This is a genomic window from Microbacterium sp. LWO13-1.2, from assembly GCF_038397725.1.
Classification (GTDB): domain Bacteria; phylum Actinomycetota; class Actinomycetes; order Actinomycetales; family Microbacteriaceae; genus Microbacterium.
The window spans coordinates 754,154-769,016 of sequence record NZ_CP151634.1; the positions used below are offsets into that span (position 1 = coordinate 754,154).

14 protein-coding genes are annotated in these 14,863 nt (G+C 68.0%); 1 reads left to right on the plus strand and 13 read right to left on the minus strand.

Going from position 1 to position 14,863, the window contains the following annotated elements:
• Window positions 1-3: 3 nt before the first annotated feature.
• The 5 genes from MRBLWO13_RS03530 to MRBLWO13_RS03550 are packed head-to-tail and all read right to left on the minus strand — an operon-like array spanning window position 4 to window position 5,796.
• Window positions 4-1,521: a sugar ABC transporter ATP-binding protein gene (locus tag MRBLWO13_RS03530; protein WP_341976411.1), complete on the minus strand. Its 1,518-nt coding sequence runs from the start codon at window positions 1,519-1,521 to the stop codon at window positions 4-6.
• Window positions 1,518-2,537: an ABC transporter permease gene (locus MRBLWO13_RS03535; protein WP_341976412.1), complete on the minus strand. Its 1,020-nt coding sequence runs from the start codon at window positions 2,535-2,537 to the stop codon at window positions 1,518-1,520. Before MRBLWO13_RS03535 ends, MRBLWO13_RS03530 begins: the two co-directional genes overlap by 4 nt.
• Window positions 2,534-3,613 (minus strand): ABC transporter permease, encoded by a 1,080-nt coding sequence (locus tag MRBLWO13_RS03540; RefSeq protein WP_341976413.1) that lies wholly within the window; start codon window positions 3,611-3,613, stop codon window positions 2,534-2,536. Before MRBLWO13_RS03540 ends, MRBLWO13_RS03535 begins: the two co-directional genes overlap by 4 nt.
• Window positions 3,613-4,704, minus strand: a complete 1,092-nt coding sequence (locus MRBLWO13_RS03545; protein ID WP_341976414.1) for a mandelate racemase/muconate lactonizing enzyme family protein — start codon at window positions 4,702-4,704, stop codon at window positions 3,613-3,615. The genes MRBLWO13_RS03540 and MRBLWO13_RS03545 overlap by 1 nt, the downstream gene beginning before the upstream one ends.
• A gap of 27 nt (window positions 4,705-4,731) precedes the next feature.
• Window positions 4,732-5,796, minus strand: a complete 1,065-nt coding sequence (locus tag MRBLWO13_RS03550) for a substrate-binding domain-containing protein (protein ID WP_341976415.1) — start codon at window positions 5,794-5,796, stop codon at window positions 4,732-4,734.
• Between the two features lie 100 nt (window positions 5,797-5,896).
• On the opposite strand from MRBLWO13_RS03550, the gene MRBLWO13_RS03555 reads away from it, so the two are divergent.
• Window positions 5,897-6,571 carry a GntR family transcriptional regulator gene (locus tag MRBLWO13_RS03555; protein WP_341976416.1) on the plus strand — a complete coding sequence of 225 codons (675 nt, stop codon included), beginning with the start codon at window positions 5,897-5,899 and terminating at the stop codon, window positions 6,569-6,571.
• A gap of 75 nt (window positions 6,572-6,646) precedes the next feature.
• Here MRBLWO13_RS03555 and MRBLWO13_RS03560 read toward each other — a convergent pair whose 3' ends face one another.
• From MRBLWO13_RS03560 to MRBLWO13_RS03595, 8 genes are all read right to left on the minus strand, one after another.
• Window positions 6,647-8,443: a histidine acid phosphatase gene (locus MRBLWO13_RS03560; RefSeq protein ID WP_341976417.1), complete on the minus strand. Its 1,797-nt coding sequence runs from the start codon at window positions 8,441-8,443 to the stop codon at window positions 6,647-6,649.
• 129 nt (window positions 8,444-8,572) lie between these two features.
• Window positions 8,573-9,142 carry a sugar O-acetyltransferase gene (locus tag MRBLWO13_RS03565; protein ID WP_341976418.1) on the minus strand — a complete coding sequence of 190 codons (570 nt, stop codon included), beginning with the start codon at window positions 9,140-9,142 and terminating at the stop codon, window positions 8,573-8,575.
• Between the two features lie 92 nt (window positions 9,143-9,234).
• Window positions 9,235-10,950 (minus strand): AarF/UbiB family protein, encoded by a 1,716-nt coding sequence (locus tag MRBLWO13_RS03570; RefSeq protein WP_341978270.1) that lies wholly within the window; start codon window positions 10,948-10,950, stop codon window positions 9,235-9,237.
• Window positions 10,951-11,147: 197 nt separating this feature from the next.
• Window positions 11,148-11,732 (minus strand): PadR family transcriptional regulator, encoded by a 585-nt coding sequence (locus MRBLWO13_RS03575; RefSeq protein WP_341976419.1) that lies wholly within the window; start codon window positions 11,730-11,732, stop codon window positions 11,148-11,150.
• 222 nt (window positions 11,733-11,954) lie between these two features.
• A complete protein-coding gene (gene panB, locus MRBLWO13_RS03580) occupies window positions 11,955-12,824 on the minus strand; it encodes a 3-methyl-2-oxobutanoate hydroxymethyltransferase (RefSeq protein ID WP_341976420.1) in 870 nt (289 codons plus the stop codon).
• Window positions 12,821-13,213, minus strand: coding sequence for an aspartate 1-decarboxylase (panD, locus tag MRBLWO13_RS03585; RefSeq protein WP_341976421.1), 393 nt, complete (start codon window positions 13,211-13,213; stop codon window positions 12,821-12,823). Before panD ends, panB begins: the two co-directional genes overlap by 4 nt.
• Window positions 13,213-14,064: a pantoate--beta-alanine ligase gene (panC, locus tag MRBLWO13_RS03590; protein ID WP_341976422.1), complete on the minus strand. Its 852-nt coding sequence runs from the start codon at window positions 14,062-14,064 to the stop codon at window positions 13,213-13,215. Before panC ends, panD begins: the two co-directional genes overlap by 1 nt.
• The gene (locus MRBLWO13_RS03595; protein ID WP_341976423.1) at window positions 14,061-14,840 is read right to left on the minus strand and encodes a Rossmann-like and DUF2520 domain-containing protein; all 780 of its coding nucleotides are present in this window, start codon (window positions 14,838-14,840) and stop codon (window positions 14,061-14,063) included. The genes panC and MRBLWO13_RS03595 overlap by 4 nt, the downstream gene beginning before the upstream one ends.
• Window positions 14,841-14,863: the final 23 nt, after the last annotated feature.

The following is a 14,863-nucleotide window of genomic DNA, read 5'->3' on the forward strand; positions in this document are numbered from 1 at the left end:
CGTTCATCGGGCGACAGCAGACCCGTGGATGTGCGCCATGACCTCGGCGCTCATCGTTGAGTAGTCGTGCGTGTTCTCCACGGCGCCGCGGACGATGAACTGATCCATGACGACGATCCGGTCGGCGAGCGTGACCATCTCGGCGAGGTCGCTCGAGATCAGCAGGATGGCCATCCCGTCGTCTGCGAGACGCCACAACAGCTCGTAGAACGCCCGTTTCGTGCGCACGTCGATGCCGACCGTCGGCTCGTCGACGATGAGGACGCGTGTGCGGGCGGCGAGCCACTTCGCGAGCGACACCTTCTGCTGATTGCCCCCGGACAGCTGACCGGCGAGCTGATCCTGTGACGAGATCTTGATGTCGAGAGCATCCACATAGTCGCTCACGGCCTCGCGCTCCCGACGTCCGGACACGAATCCGAGAACTTTCGAGAGATCGGACCAGATCGTGACCGCGATGTTGCGGGTGATGGACTGCAGGAGGAAGACGCCCTCCTCCTTGCGGTTCTCGGTGACGTACCCGATGCGGAAGCGCCGGAGCGCATCGCGCACCGAGCGGATCCGCACCGCCTTGCCCTCCACGCGCACCTCGCCGCCGGTGACCCGGTCGAGGCCGAGGATGGCGCGGGCGAGTTCGGTGCGTCCGGCGCCGACGAGTCCGTACATGCCGAGCACCTCGCCGGGATGTACGGCGAGCGAGATCTTGCGGTGCCCGGCGGCCGTGCTCACCTCGAGGAGCTCGAGCGCGGGGGTCGCAGTACGGTCCACCGGGCGCGCGTCGACCTCGAGGTTCGCGAGCGTGCGACCGACCATCTTCGCCACGACATCGTCGTGGGATGTCGTGGCGATCGGCTGCGACGGCATCACCGTGCTTCCGTCGCGGAGCACGGTGATCGCGTCGCAATGCGCGAACACCTCGTCGAGTTTGTGGCTCACGAGCACGATCGCGGTGCCCTCGGAACTGAGCTGTCCGACGACGCGGTAGAGGCGTTCCGCCTCGTCATTGCTGAGCGACGCCGTCGGTTCGTCGAGCAGAAGCACCTTCGCGCTGCGATAGAGCCCACGGGCGATCTCGACGAGTTGGATCTGCGCCGCGGAGAGCTCTCGCATCGGCGTGCGCGGATCGATTTCGAGGTCGAGCATGTCCAGGCAGCGCTTCGCCTCTCGCCAGACCCGGCGCCAGTCGACGATTCCGCCTCGACGCGGCATCGCGGAGAGCGCGATGTTCTCTCCGACGGTGAATTCCCGCACGACGTTGCGCTCCTGGTGCACCACGCCGATGCCAGCAGACAGGGCTTCGAGCGGATTCGCGAACGACACCGGCTCCCCGCCGAGGAGAAGCTCCCCGGAGTCGGCGCCCTGCACGCCCGTGACGATCTTGATGAGCGTGGACTTCCCGGCGCCGTTCTCCCCCATCAACGCGTGCACCGAACCGGCCTCGACGACGAGATTCGCATCGGCGAGCGCCGTGACGCCGGGGAACGTCTTACGCAGGTTCTTGATCTCCAGTGCGATGCTCATCGCTTCACCTCCGCGAAAGGGGTTTCCGCCAGCGCCGCCTCAGCGCGCAACGATCTGATCCGGCTGGCGTGCCGTGACGCCTGCACCTCGCGCAGCTTGCCGAGCGCGACCGTGCCGAGGACGACTGCTCCGACGACGAAGTTGACGACCTCGGCATCGAAGCGGAAGATCGGGCTCGCGGCATCCACGAGCCGGACGACCATCGCCGCCAGCACGGTGCCGAGCACGGCGACCGTGCCGCCCGCCAGCGCGACCCCGCCGATGATGGGGGCCGCGAAGCTCGGCAGCAGCCAGTCGCCGCCGACGGTGGTGTTGACACCGGGCAGGAACGAGATGCTGACCAGCGCAGCGACGCCGCACAGAAGGCCGGACAGGGTGTGGGCGACGACGACAGCGCGGTCGGCCGATATCCCCGCGAGCTGCGCCGCAGAGGCGTTGCCGCCGCTCGCGAGCAGAGTGCGCCCCGACACGGTCTGCGCGAAGTACAGGGCCACGATGACCGCGACGAGAAGGGTGAGGAGGAAGATCGTCGGGATGCCCAGGATGTCGGAGCGACCGAACGCGGCGAGCTCCGGCCAGGCGTCACGTCCGATGGTGCGGGTGCCCACGAGGGCGTACTGCAATCCGATCAGGATCTGCGACATGGCGAGAGTGACGATGAAGCCGTTGATGCGGGTTCCGACCACGATCAGGCCGTTCGCCAGCCCGAGGAGCGCACCGGCGAGCACCGCGACGAGGGCGCCGATCCACGGGGGCACGCCCCACGAGGTGACGATGACCCCGGTCACGCACGCGGACACTCCGCCGATGGCGCCGACGGCGAGATTGAGCTGACCCACGCAGAGCGTGATCATCTGCGCCAGTCCGATCAGGATCGGAACGCTGACGAAGCGGAAGAAGCTCGTCATCGACACCGGGCCGAAGAACTGGCCCGAGGTCGCGATCCCGAGGATCACGGCTCCCGCAACGACGATGCCGACCAGCAGCAGGTTGTTCGCACTGATGACGCGTTTCATCGGATGGCCTCCGCCTCGTCCAGTTCGACGGCCAGCGTCGCGACCGATTCGTTCTTCATGGATGGACGACGCCGGGCGAAGATCAGGCGCAGTCGGTCCGTCGCGAGCGCGGCCAGCAGGATGCAGCCCAGAAGCACATTGAGGGTCTCAAGACCGACGCCGTAAAGCTCGAGGCCCTTGCGGATGACGGAGGTGAGCGTGATGCCGAGCGCTGTTCCGACGATCGAGACCAGGCCGCCGGCGAGCAACGTACCGCCGAGGATCGGCCCCAGGAACGAGGAGAGCATGAACTCCCCGCCGATCGCCGGGGTGAACGAGCCGGTGCTGGCTGCGAGCAGGATGCCGGCGATCGCGGCCAGCAGGCCGGAGAGCGCATGGACCAGGATCATCCGACGCGCGGTCGGCACGCCGGAGAGCTCCGCCGCCCGCAGGCTGCTCCCGGTCATCAGCACCTCGCGACCGCCCTGGGTGCAGGTGTAGAAGTACCAGATCGCGGCCATGCAGACCAGCGCAGGAAGGATCATGAGCGGAATGGCCTCGGATCCGCAGTATCCGAGAAGGCAGACGTCGGCGAACGTCCCGCGACCGACCGCCTGGAAGGCGTCGGGGAGCGTGGTGAAGGCCTGTCCGGTGCTCCAACGCTCATACAAGGTGGGGATCAGCCCGAGCAGTGTGAAGCTCATCGCGAGCGTCACGATGAAGGAGTTCACGCCAGTCTTGGCGATGATCCATCCGGCGAGACCTCCGAGCACAGTGCTCGCCAGCGCCCCGACGGCCAGGCCTGCGAGCAGCGGCATCCCCAGGTTCTCCAGGCACGCACCGGCGACCAGCGCTCCGACCCCCGCCAGCTGGCCCACCGCCAGGTTCATGTGTCCGACGGAGAGCACGACCATCTGTGAGAGCCCCACCACGGTGAAGATCGCGATCGATGTGAGAAGAGGCGCGATGACGAACGGGCCGTTGAGGAAGGCGGGCTTCAGCGAGGCGAAGGCGACGAAGAGCACCACGATGAGCACCAGCAGCAGCGCACGCGGCGAGCGCAACTCGGCGCGGACGGCGGCGCGGAGACGCGACATCAGAGCACAGTCCTGTCATCCATCGCGTTACGGTCCCAGTCGATGCCGAGGCCGACGACCTCCGGTGCCAGCGCCCGACCGTCTTCGATGGTCATGCCGGTCCTGGTGATCGCACGCAGCTGCGGGATGTGTTCGACGTAGCGGCCGTTCGGGATCGCGGCCACCAGGCTCACGTGCAGCTCCATGAGGAAGTGCGGGCAGACGTGCACGTTGAACGCCTCGGCGAGGTGCGCCACCTTGAGCCAGGGCGTGATGCCACCGATGCGCGCCACGTCGACCTGGACGATGCCGGCGGCTCCTCGATCGAGGTACTCGCGGAACTGCGCGATCGAGTACATGGACTCGCCGACCGCGATCGGCGTGGACGTCGCGGCCGCGAGCCGTGCATGACCCTCGATGTCATCGGCCGGCAGCGGCTCTTCGATCCACCCGAGGTCGAGACCATCGAAGAGTCGGGCGCGACGGATCGCCTCGGCGCTCGTCATCGACTGGTTGGCGTCGACCATGATGTCGAAATGCGATCCGACGGCCTCCCGCACGGCGATGAGGCGCTCGCGATCCTCCTGGCCGTTCGGCTTGCCGATCTTCACCTTGACACCCTTGAGCCCGGCGCGCTGCGAGGCGAGCGCCCCCTCCACGAGCTCGTCGACGCCGAGGTGCAACCATCCGCCCTCGGTGTCGTAGAGCGGGATGTCCTGACGGAACCCTCCTGCCAGGCGCCACAGCGGCAACGATGCGCGGCGTGCGGCGATGTCCCACAGCGCCGTGTCGACGGCCGCGAGCGCCAGCGACGTGATCGCTCCGGTCGTCGTCGCGCGAGTCGAGGCGAACAAGCGATACCAGACGGCCTCGATGCGGTCAGCCTCCTGGCCGACAAGGATCGGCAGCAGGTGGTCGCGCAGCATCGAGAGCACCGCGCGACCTCCTGTGCCGATCGTGTAGGAGTACCCGAGGCCGTGCAGGCCGTCGCTCGTCGCGAGTTCGACGAAGATCGTCTCTTGGGAGACGAATCTCTGCACCGCATCCGTGCGTTCGTTCTCGACGGCGACGTCGACGAGGAACGCGCGGGCATCGGTGATTGTGCTGGCCATCGGTATCTCCAGGTCTGTGTCAGCAGATCACTTGCAGGTGAGCAGTTCGTCTTCGAACTTCTTCTGCACCTTGTCGGCGAACGCCTTCTGCTCGTCACCGTAGGTCTCCACGTTGTCCTTCGTGACGACGAACGATCCGGAGTCCACCACGACGCCGGGGTCTGCCATCTCACAGGCTCCGCTCGCGAGCTGGGCGAGGACCCAACTGCCGACATATGCCTGTCCGGTGGGGTTCTGCGCGACTGTTCCGTAGATCGAGCCGTCGCGGATGCCGTCGAGAATCGTGGCGTCATCGTCGATCGCGACGAGCTGGATGTCGAGGCCGGATTCCGAGATCGCCTCGGCGCTCGCCACAGCGGGGTTGTACGCGGTCGTGACGATCGCGTTGATCTTGGAGCCGCTGGCGGCGAGGAGGTCGGATGCCGCCTTCTGCGCCGTCGCGAGGTCGGTGTCGACGTCGGTGATGTTCTGCAGGAGCGTCACCGCGCCGTCGGTCTCTTCGATGGCGCGTTCGACACCGGCGATGCGCCGCTGAGTGTTGGAATCGACGTTGTTTCCGGTCATGTGCACGATCGCACCCGAGCCGCCGATCGCCTCGATGGCGGCGACCGCCGCCTGGTAGGCGGCTTCCTCGGTGTCCGTCGACAGACAGAATGCAGCAAGGTTCTCGTCGCCGGCAGGACACGAGGCGATCGAGCCGACCGCGATGCCTGCATCTGCCAGCTTCTTGAAGGTGGAGTTGATGTCAGTGGGCGAGACACCGAAGATCCCGAACGCGTTGTAGCCGTTGGCGACGAGCGAGTTGATGACGTCGTTCTGCTTCGTCTGGTCCCACTCCGCCGTCTCGTTGAAGGTGACCTCGCCCAGGCCGAAGTCCTCTGCGGCCTTCTCGCCGGCCGCGATCCATGGCTGGAAGTACGGGTGCGCGCCACCCGGGACCAGGGCGACGCGAACGTCTGCCATGTCGCTCGCGCCGTCTCCGCCGCCAGCGGACGAGTCGGAATTCTGCGGGGTGCAGGCCGCGAGAGCGAGAGTGAGTGCCGCGGCCGCCGCGACGGCGGCGCCGAGCCGCAGGTGCTGTGTGGTGCGCATCTTTGAGCCTCCAGGGAAGAATTAAATGTAAAAGATCGTATTTGATCTTTCAAAGGATAGGATGCGGGGAGAGTCGCCACTTTGTCAAGCAGGAGGTCGGATGTCTGCGCTGGATCAATTACCCGCCTTCAGCGTGGGAGCCCGGACCATGCTGGGCGACGAGGTGTATTTCGCGCTGCAGCAATCGATCCTCGACGGCACGGTCCCGCCGGATGCGCGCATCAACGCCGGAGAGCTCGCTCGACGATTCGACGTCTCCCCCACGCCCGTGCGCGAAGCCCTCGCCCGACTCGAGTCGGATGGACTCGTGGAGAAGCTCCCGCTGCGCGGATATCGGACAACGGACCTCTTGGATAGACAGCAACTCGGCGAGCTCTTCGAGTTGCGTCTGCTGCTCGAGCCCGAGACCGCAGCCAGTGCCGCCGCACGACGCTCCGCTGCCGAAGCCGAAGGCCTCGAGCAGGAAGTCGAGGCGGGGCGCATCGCCATCGATGAGGATGACGCGTACCGCCTGCTATCCCAGCACGACGTCCGCCTGCACGATCTCGTGTTCCGCGCGGCGCACAACGAGACCGTCCGGCAGGCGTATTCGCGCACGCACTGCCACCTGCACACGTTCCGTCTCGCCTACACCGGGTCGTACGTCGCCGACACCGTCGCGGAGCATTCCGCCGTGGTCGCGGCCATCATTGCGGGCGACACCAAGAAAGCGTCCACGTCGATGCGGACGCACATCGAACGCTCACGCGATCGGCTCATGAGCGGCCTGGACTGAGCCAACGGCTCACCGCAGAACACGCTGGGCCCGGTCGTTCTCGACCGGCCCAGCGTGTGTCTCCGATGATCCCGGCTACGCCCGAGCCACTTTCCGGCGCGCGACCACCAGCGCAGCGGCACCGGCGGTGAGCAGAAGCACACCGATCCCCCCGGTGAACGCATCCATTTCGACACCCGTCGCGGCGAGCTCCGACCCCGGCACGGTGTCATCGATCGGAGTCGTGTCCCCGATCAGCGGGCTCTCGGCCATCGCCGCCCCCGTGAGGCAGCGCTTGAGCTCGGTGAGCTTGACCCAGTGCGAGCCGTCGGCGACCGGACGGCAGCCCTCGGCGAAAGCGATCTCGCGCTCGTTGTAGAGCATCCGCACGAGCGGGGTGAAGGCGGTCCCCGTCGCCGGATCGATACCCTCGCGGGCCACGACATCCCACTGCACGTTCGCTCCCATCGGCGTCACCTCGGCACCGCGCCACGGGTTCGTCGCGTAGTCGTAGATGTCGGCGGCGGAAGCCGGTGCGGCATTGTCGGGCGCGGCGACGGTCGAGCCGGGCAGCCCCAGCAGGGCAGCGAAGGGAACGATCGTCTCGGCATGTGCGAAGCGGAAGGTCGCGGCCACGTCGCCACCTGCGACGCGCGCGTCGATCATCGCGAAGAAGTCGTCGAGCAGCGGCTGGGCGATGGCGAAGGTCTCGGTGTGGCCGGCGAGGCTCGGACCCTTCTCGTAGAAGTCCTCGGAGTCGAGGAGATAGGCGAACCATTCGGCATCCGCCTCGTGGCCCTCGAAGTAGGCGTTGAAGTCGAAAGTGTGGGGCTCGACGTTCTCCTCGGCCATGTCGACGGCGATGATGTACAGGTTGTACAGCGTCATCGCCGCGTCGACGGTGCTCTCGATCGACTTCTCCGGGTCGCCGCAGGCGTCGGGGTCGGCCGCCGGGTCCGCGCCGGGTGCGCAGGCGACGGCACCGTGTTCTGTGCCATCCACGGTGTTGAACCAGATGTGCGCATCATCCGTGCCGATCGCGGTGATGAACTCGGGCGTGAAGATTCCGGACAGCAGGTCTTCGGCGACCTCCACCGAGCGCGGCAGGTCTTCGATGTAGTCCGTCGCAGCGGCGATGGTGCCGCCGTCATCGGTCTGGGCTTCGATGTACGCCTCGTACGCCTCCGCGCGCTCGCGCTCGGGGCTGCCCTCCGCCTTGTCCGTGCCGTCGGGGTTCTCGACCTTGTGGAAGTAGAGCAGGTCGGGGCGCGGTTCCAGCGGCACGGCGAGGTCAGGGGCGGATGCTCCGGCATCCGTCACCGCGTCGCCGAAGCCGAGCAGGAAGTTCTCGCCCGACTCGGTCGCCCGCGCTTCGCCCGAGGTCTCCGCGATGATGCGATCGCCGCCGGCAGCGGCGTCCGTGAAGAGGCCCGTGTTGCGCTCGAAGGCACGCGAACCGATGCCCTGGTGCTGAGTCTCCCCCTGGCCGGTCAGCATGCCGTAGCCGTTCTCGACGTTCGCGGCGGTGATGGCATCGAGGTTTGCGACGAACTGTGCGCCGATCTCGGGCGTGAGGAACCCGTTCTCCGCCTGCGCGGTCGCAGCGACGAGGTGCAGGAGCGCGTCGTACTTGTAGCCCGAGAGTCCGCGCGATCCGTGCCGCGCGACGGATTCCGTGGCGATCGGCGCGTACCCGGCGGGAGCGGCCTGATAGGCATCGATGTCGGCCTGCGTCGGAGCGATGTAGGGCTGCTTGCTGCTGTAGAAGCCGTCGTCGGAGGGCTGCTCCTCGGCGTGCGCGGGAACGGCGAGGGCGAGCGCGGCGACGACACCGAGTGCGACGGCCGCGGAGGCGATCGTTCGTGAGCGGGGCGGGTGGGACTGTGGAATCACGGCGATCTCCGATGAGCAGGGCCGCGGACGTTCGGGCCGAGGGATAGAGATACCGGGCGTGAATGAACGGAATGTGGCGCGCAGGCGACCGATCGTCATCTCACGCCGCGAGCATCCGCCCGATTCGCGTCACTCTGTAACCGAGCGCACCACCCGGGCCGGCGACCCGACGGCGATCGACCCGGCGGGAACGTCCTTGGTCACGACGGATGCCGCTCCGATGACCGCGTCATCGCCGATCGTCACGCCCGGCAGGATCGTGGCATTGGAGCCGACCCAGACATTGCGGCCGATCACCACCGGATGCGGATGCATGTCGCCACGTCTGTTCGGCGCGAGGTCGTGGTTGAGCGTGGCGATGACGACGTTGTGGCCGATCAGGGAGTCATCACCGATCGTCACGCCGCCCTGATCCTGGAAGGTGCAGCCCGCATTGATGAAGATGCGCCTGCCGAAGGCGATGTTCTTGCCGAAGTCGGCCGTGAACGGCGGGAACACGGTGACTGTCTCGTCGACCGGGCGCCCCGTCAGCTCGGAAAGCAGTTCGCGCACCCGAGCGGGCTCGTGGTAGCCGCTGTTCAGCTCACCCGTGATGCGCATCGCATTCTGACTCGTCTGGAGCATCACCGCATGCAGAGGCGAATCGCCCAGGATGGACTCACCCGCGTTCAGCGCGTCCAGAAGATCTCGGAGTTCCATGGAGGCCTCTCATCCGTCAACCGTCCGGTCAGACTACGCGAGCGGATTGCTCCCATGGGAAGCGGATGACTGCCGACGCGAGCATCCGCCCCTCAGCGCCGCCCGATGCCGGCGAACATCGCGTACAGCAGCGGCACTGCGGAGGCCGCGATGAGCACCGTACCGAGAACGGGATTCGGTGTGAGCAGGACTCCGCCACCGACCAGCATCCCGGCGAAGAGCACGGCCGCGACAGCACGACGCCCGATGCGCACGAGCGAATCCAGCCGTCGTTCGAGCCGCGACGTGTCGAACGTGACCGTGCCGTCGTCGATGCGCGTGATGACATCGTCGATCCGCTTCGGGAGGCGCATCGTGACGGCGACGGTCTCCATCGCCTGTTGCGCGAGCGTCATGGCCAGGTTGCCGCTCTCGTCGCGCAGCAGTCGCCCGGCGTACGGCTCGGCCGCATCCCAGACGTTGAACGCCGGATTGAGGCCACTGCACATGCCCGACGTCAGCGACACCGCACGGATGAGCAGCAGCATGTTCTCCGGAAGCTGCAGCGGGAGCGAGCGCACCATGTCGCCGAACTCGTCGGCGAAGTCGCTGAACTCACGCGGATCCACCTTGCTCAGCTCGGCGAATCCCATGCCGCCGAAGCGCGCGAACAAGGCGGTGAGGGCGCGCTCAAGCTCGACCGTGTCGGCCGACGGCAGCAGCACGCCGATCTCGCGGGCGGCTACGACGAGCCCCTTGCTGTCGCGTCCAGCGACCGCGATGAGAAGGGTGCGCAGGCCGTCGCGCAGGTTCGGTGCGACCTCGGCCATCATGCCGAAATCGATGAACGTCAGACGGAAGTTCTGGACGCCCGGGGTGGCCTCGGGGACCGGTGTCACGAAGATGTTCCCCGGGTGCGGATCGGCGTGCACGAAGCTGTGCGTGAACACCTGATCGAACATGACCTCGGCGAACACGTCGGCCACCTCGGACGGGTCGATGCCGGCCGCACGCAGTGCCGTCTTGTCGTTGATCTTGATCGCCGTGACATCCGACAGCGTGAGCACCCGGCGGGTGATCCGCTCCCAGACGAGCTGGGGAGTGTCGACTCGCGGATCGTCGGCGAAGTTCGCGGCGAACCGCTCGGCGTTGGCCGCCTCGTGCAGGTAGTCGATCTCTTCGCGGCTCGTCTGCGCGAACTCCTCGACGAGGGCGGGGGCGTCGACCCGGTCGGCGACGATGCGCACCCGCCGCAGCCAGCCGGCCACCCGGCGGAGCGCCGCGAGGTCGACCGCGACGATCTCGTCGATGCCGGGCCGCTGCACCTTTACGACGACATTCCCGAGCCCGGTGTCGGCGGCGTCGAGGGCGGAGAGCCGGGCGCGGTGCACCTGACCGAGGGATGCCGCAGCGACCGGCACCTCATCGAACCAGGCGTAGGCACGCTCCAGCGGCACGCCCAGCTCGGCCTCAGCGAGCTGCTTGATGGCCGCGAACGGCACCGCGGGCACCTCGTCCTGCAGACCCTCGAGCTCGGCGGTGATCTCCGGCGGGAGCACATCGAGCCGGGAGGACATGAACTGCCCGACCTTGATCATCAGGCCGCCGAGACTCACGGCGAGCGTGTGGAAGCGCCGCGCAAAGCGCTGCATCCGCGCCGGGCGGGTGCGCTCCGACACCGAGCTCAGGCCGAAGCGCGGCAGCACGAGCTCGAACCACCAGATCTTGATGAACTCGCGGGCCGCGAATGAGAGGATGCGGCGGTAGCGGGCGCGGTGGGCGGATGCCGGTGGCAGCGAGCCGGCGGCAGAGCGGCGAGGCGCCGGCATACCGGGAATCGAACGAGGCGGATCGGCGGCCGCGGGGGCCGGATGCGCCTCCCCCGCCGGAAGCCGGGCGTCGTCCCGGCCGCCGGGGACCTGCTCGCTCAGCGACTGGGAAGGCTCGGGCATACCTGCGGCATCCGTCATCGACCCACCCCCTGCTCGCCGGTCCTCAACGCGGGAACCTGACTCCGCCACCCCGATCAGTCCTGAGCGAGGATCGAGTACAGCCTACGGCGAGCCTCGTCGAGCACCTCGATGGCCTGCTGCACCTGCTCCGGGCTTCCGCTTCGGCCGATCTGCGCGGCGGCAGCGGCGAGATCGACACCGGCCTTGGGCAGTGCGCTGAAGCGCGCGCTGTCGCGACCGCCGTCCTTCTCCGCCGACGACACCCAGGGTGCCGGGGTGTCGCTCGACTCATCCGCGACCGCGCGGCCGGCTTCGGTGAGCGAGTAGGTCTTGCGACCGTTCTGCTCCTCCGCCTCGATGAGTCCCTCATCAGCGAGCAGCTGCAGCGTCGGGTAGACCGAGCCGGCGCTGGGCTTCCACGATCCACCGCTGCGCTCGGCGATCTCGTTGATGATCTGGTAGCCGTGCATCGGCTTCTCGGCGAGAAGCGTGAGCACGGCTGTGCGCACGTCGCCGCGCGCCATGCGGGAGCCGCCGCCTGGCCGCTGATCGAATGTCTTCCGCAGCTGATCCATGGCTTCGAAGAGAGCGGATGCCGGACCGCCGGCGCCGCCGAATCCGGACCCGCCGAACGGGTTCGAGGGGAATGAGTTGTTCATGGTGACCTCCCGTGAGTGGTTCGAACGATACTCAACGATATATCGCTCAGCCTGGGGGTGGGCTTTGAATCTCCGCGGTCGATCGGGAGGGGAGGTCACACGGCCGCGTGCGCCTGCCTCGGAGAAGTACGCCTCCCTCGGCCAGAATCCGGGAATACGGCCGAGGCAAGCGCACAAGGCCGAGCCAGGCGCACGGCTCGGCCGGCGCACGGATGCTGCCGACTACCGCCCCGCCAACAGGTCCTGCAGCCGTTCGGCCTCGGCCGCCGGCATCCCGTACCCGTGCTCCGGTGCCGGGTACACACCCTCGCGCACCTCTGCGGCGTACTGCTCGACGCCGGCGATCGCGGCGGTGCGCAGGTCGGCATATCGCTTTACAAAGCGAGCCGCTCCGCCGTCGTAGATGCCAAGCAGGTCGTGGAACACGAGCACCTGGCCGTCGGTGGCGGCACCGGCGCCGATCCCGATCACCGGGATCTCCATGAGCGGCATGATCGCCGCGGTCACGTCACTCGGAATCGCCTCGAGGACGATCGCGGAGCATCCGGCTTCCTGCAGCGCGACGGCGCTGTCTCGCAGGCGCAGCGCCTCCTCGGCGGTGCGGCCCTGTGCGCGATAGCCGCCGAGCGAGGTGGCGGTCTGCGGCGTCAGGCCGACGTGTCCGACGACGGGGATGCCGGCGGCGACGATCGCCCTGGCCCGATCGACCGAGGTGCCGCCGCGCTCGATCTTCACCAGGTCGCACCCGGTCTCCTTGACGAAGCGCTGGGCTGTCGCGACGGCGATGGCATCAGAGGCCTCGTACGACCCGAAGGGAAGATCCGCGATGAGCAACGGCGCCTGCAAGCCGCGCCGCACCGCGGCGGTCAGCATGATCATCTCGTCGACCGTGACCGGCACGGTGCTGTCGTATCCGAGTACGGTCATCGCGGCCGAGTCGCCGACGAGCACGACGTCGACGCCGGCGGCATCGACGATCTGCGCACTCGGGTAGTCGTAGGCAGTGACCATCACGATCGGCTCGCCCGCGGCCTTCTTCGCCGCGAGGTCGCCGAGGGTGATGCGCTTCTTGGGAGCGGCGTGGGCGCTCATGCCCGGCCGGCCGTCAGGAGCTGATCGACCGCGGCGTCGACCTGGATGATCGCGTTGCCGCGGTCCACGTGCACGACGACGGGCTCATAGGTCTCGAGATCTTCCGGCGAGTAGTCGCCGTAGGAGACGACGATGATCGTGTCGCCGGAGTGCACGAGCCGGGCCGCGGCACCGTTGACCTGCATCACGCCCGAGCCGCGCGCGCCGGCGATCGTGTACGTCTCGAAGCGGGCACCGTTGTCGACGTCGAGCACATGGACCTGCTCGTGCTCGAGGATGTCGGCGGCCTCGAGCAGGTCGGGGTCGATCGTGATCGAGCCGACGTAGTTCAGGTCGCTGCCGGTGATCGTGGCGCGGTGGATCTTCGACTTCAGCATGACGCGACGCATCAGGCGTCCCCTCTCAGGATGTGGTTGTCGATCAGTCGAGCGGCGCCGACACGGGCGGCGACGGCGAGCAGAGCGTCGTTCTCGACGCGGGTGATCTCGTGCAGATCGTCGGCGTCTCGCAGCTCGAGGTACTCGGCGGTGATGCCGGCGTCTGCGAGCACACGGCGGGCGGCATCCAGAATCGGCTCGCTGTCGCGCTCGCCGTGCTGGTGCAGAGCGGATGCCGCATCGAGCGCCCGATTCAGTGCAGCCGCCTGCTGCCGCGAGGCCGGGTCGAGGTAGACGTTGCGCGAGCTCATGGCGAGCCCGTCGGCTTCCCGCACGATCGGGCACGCTTCGATGCGCACGTCGAGGTCGAGGTCACGCACGACACGACGCACGACGAGCACCTGCTGCGCATCCTTCTGCCCGAAGTAGGCGACGTCGGGCCGCACGATGCCGAACAGCTTCGTGACGACCGTGGCGACACCGTCGAAGTGGTGCGTTCCACGGCTGGCGCCGTCGAGCACCTCGGTGAGGCCCGCGACGTGGATCGTCGTGGCGAAGCCGTCGGGATAGACCTCTTCGACGGCAGGAGCGAAGAGGATGTCGGCGCCCTCCGCCTCAGCGAGAGCGGCGTCGCCTGCTTCGTCGCGCGGGTAGGCGCCGAGGTCTTCGTTGGCACCGAACTGGGTCGGGTTCACGAAGAGCGAGACGACAACGAGGTCGGATGCTTCGCGCGCACGCCGCATGAGCGAGAGGTGCCCCTCGTGGAACGCGCCCATGGTCGGCACCAGCCCGACGGATGCGCCGGTGTCGCGCGCGGCGCGGACGGCGTCGCGTATCTCGGCGATCGTGCGGATGATCCTCATGCCCGGTGCTCCTCTTCACGGACGGCGACGTCGTCTCGGCTGGCGGCGATGACGCGAGTGCGGTCACACAGTTCGTCGAACAGCGCGAGCAACTCGGGCTGCGTCTCGGCGATGGCGGCGCGTTGGCGATCCACGGTCGCCTCGTCGCCCCGGGCGATCGGGCCGGTGAGGGCCGTCGCTGCGCCGGCATCGACCCAGTTCTCGACGGTGCGGCGGACGAGCGGAGCGAGCAGCATCCTGGCGTCGCTCGCCGGGATGCCGGATGCGTTCGCAACCTGCTCGGCGGCGTCGAGCACGGCGAGCACGAGGTTCGAGGCGAGAGACGCGGAGGCGTGGTAGCCCGCACGTCCGCTGTCCTCGACACGGACCGGACGGGCGCCGAGCATCTCTGCAAGCGCGATGGCCGCGGCGAGCGCGTCCTCGGTGCGCCCGTCGACAGCGCAGCCGATGCCGCGGAACACATCCGGCGTCTCGGCGCCGGTGAAGGTCTGCAGCGGGTGCAGGCTGAAGTCCACGTCGTCGAGCGGCGTCGCTCCGGAGACATGGCCGATGAGACGGGCGTGCGGCCGCGCCGCGAGAGCGGCGTCAGCGATCGCCGAGTCTGGAACACAGAGCAGGGCGATGTCGACGTCGGGGATCGACTCCGTGCGCCGGATCGGCCCGTGCACCTCGATGCCCGCCGCGCGGAGAGCCCGAGCGAGTACGCCGCCGAGGCGACCGGCGCCGAGGACGGCGACGGTCGTTGCGGGCGCGAGGGAGGGGGCAAGTGTACTCATCGGTGTGCGATGAGTATCCTGCG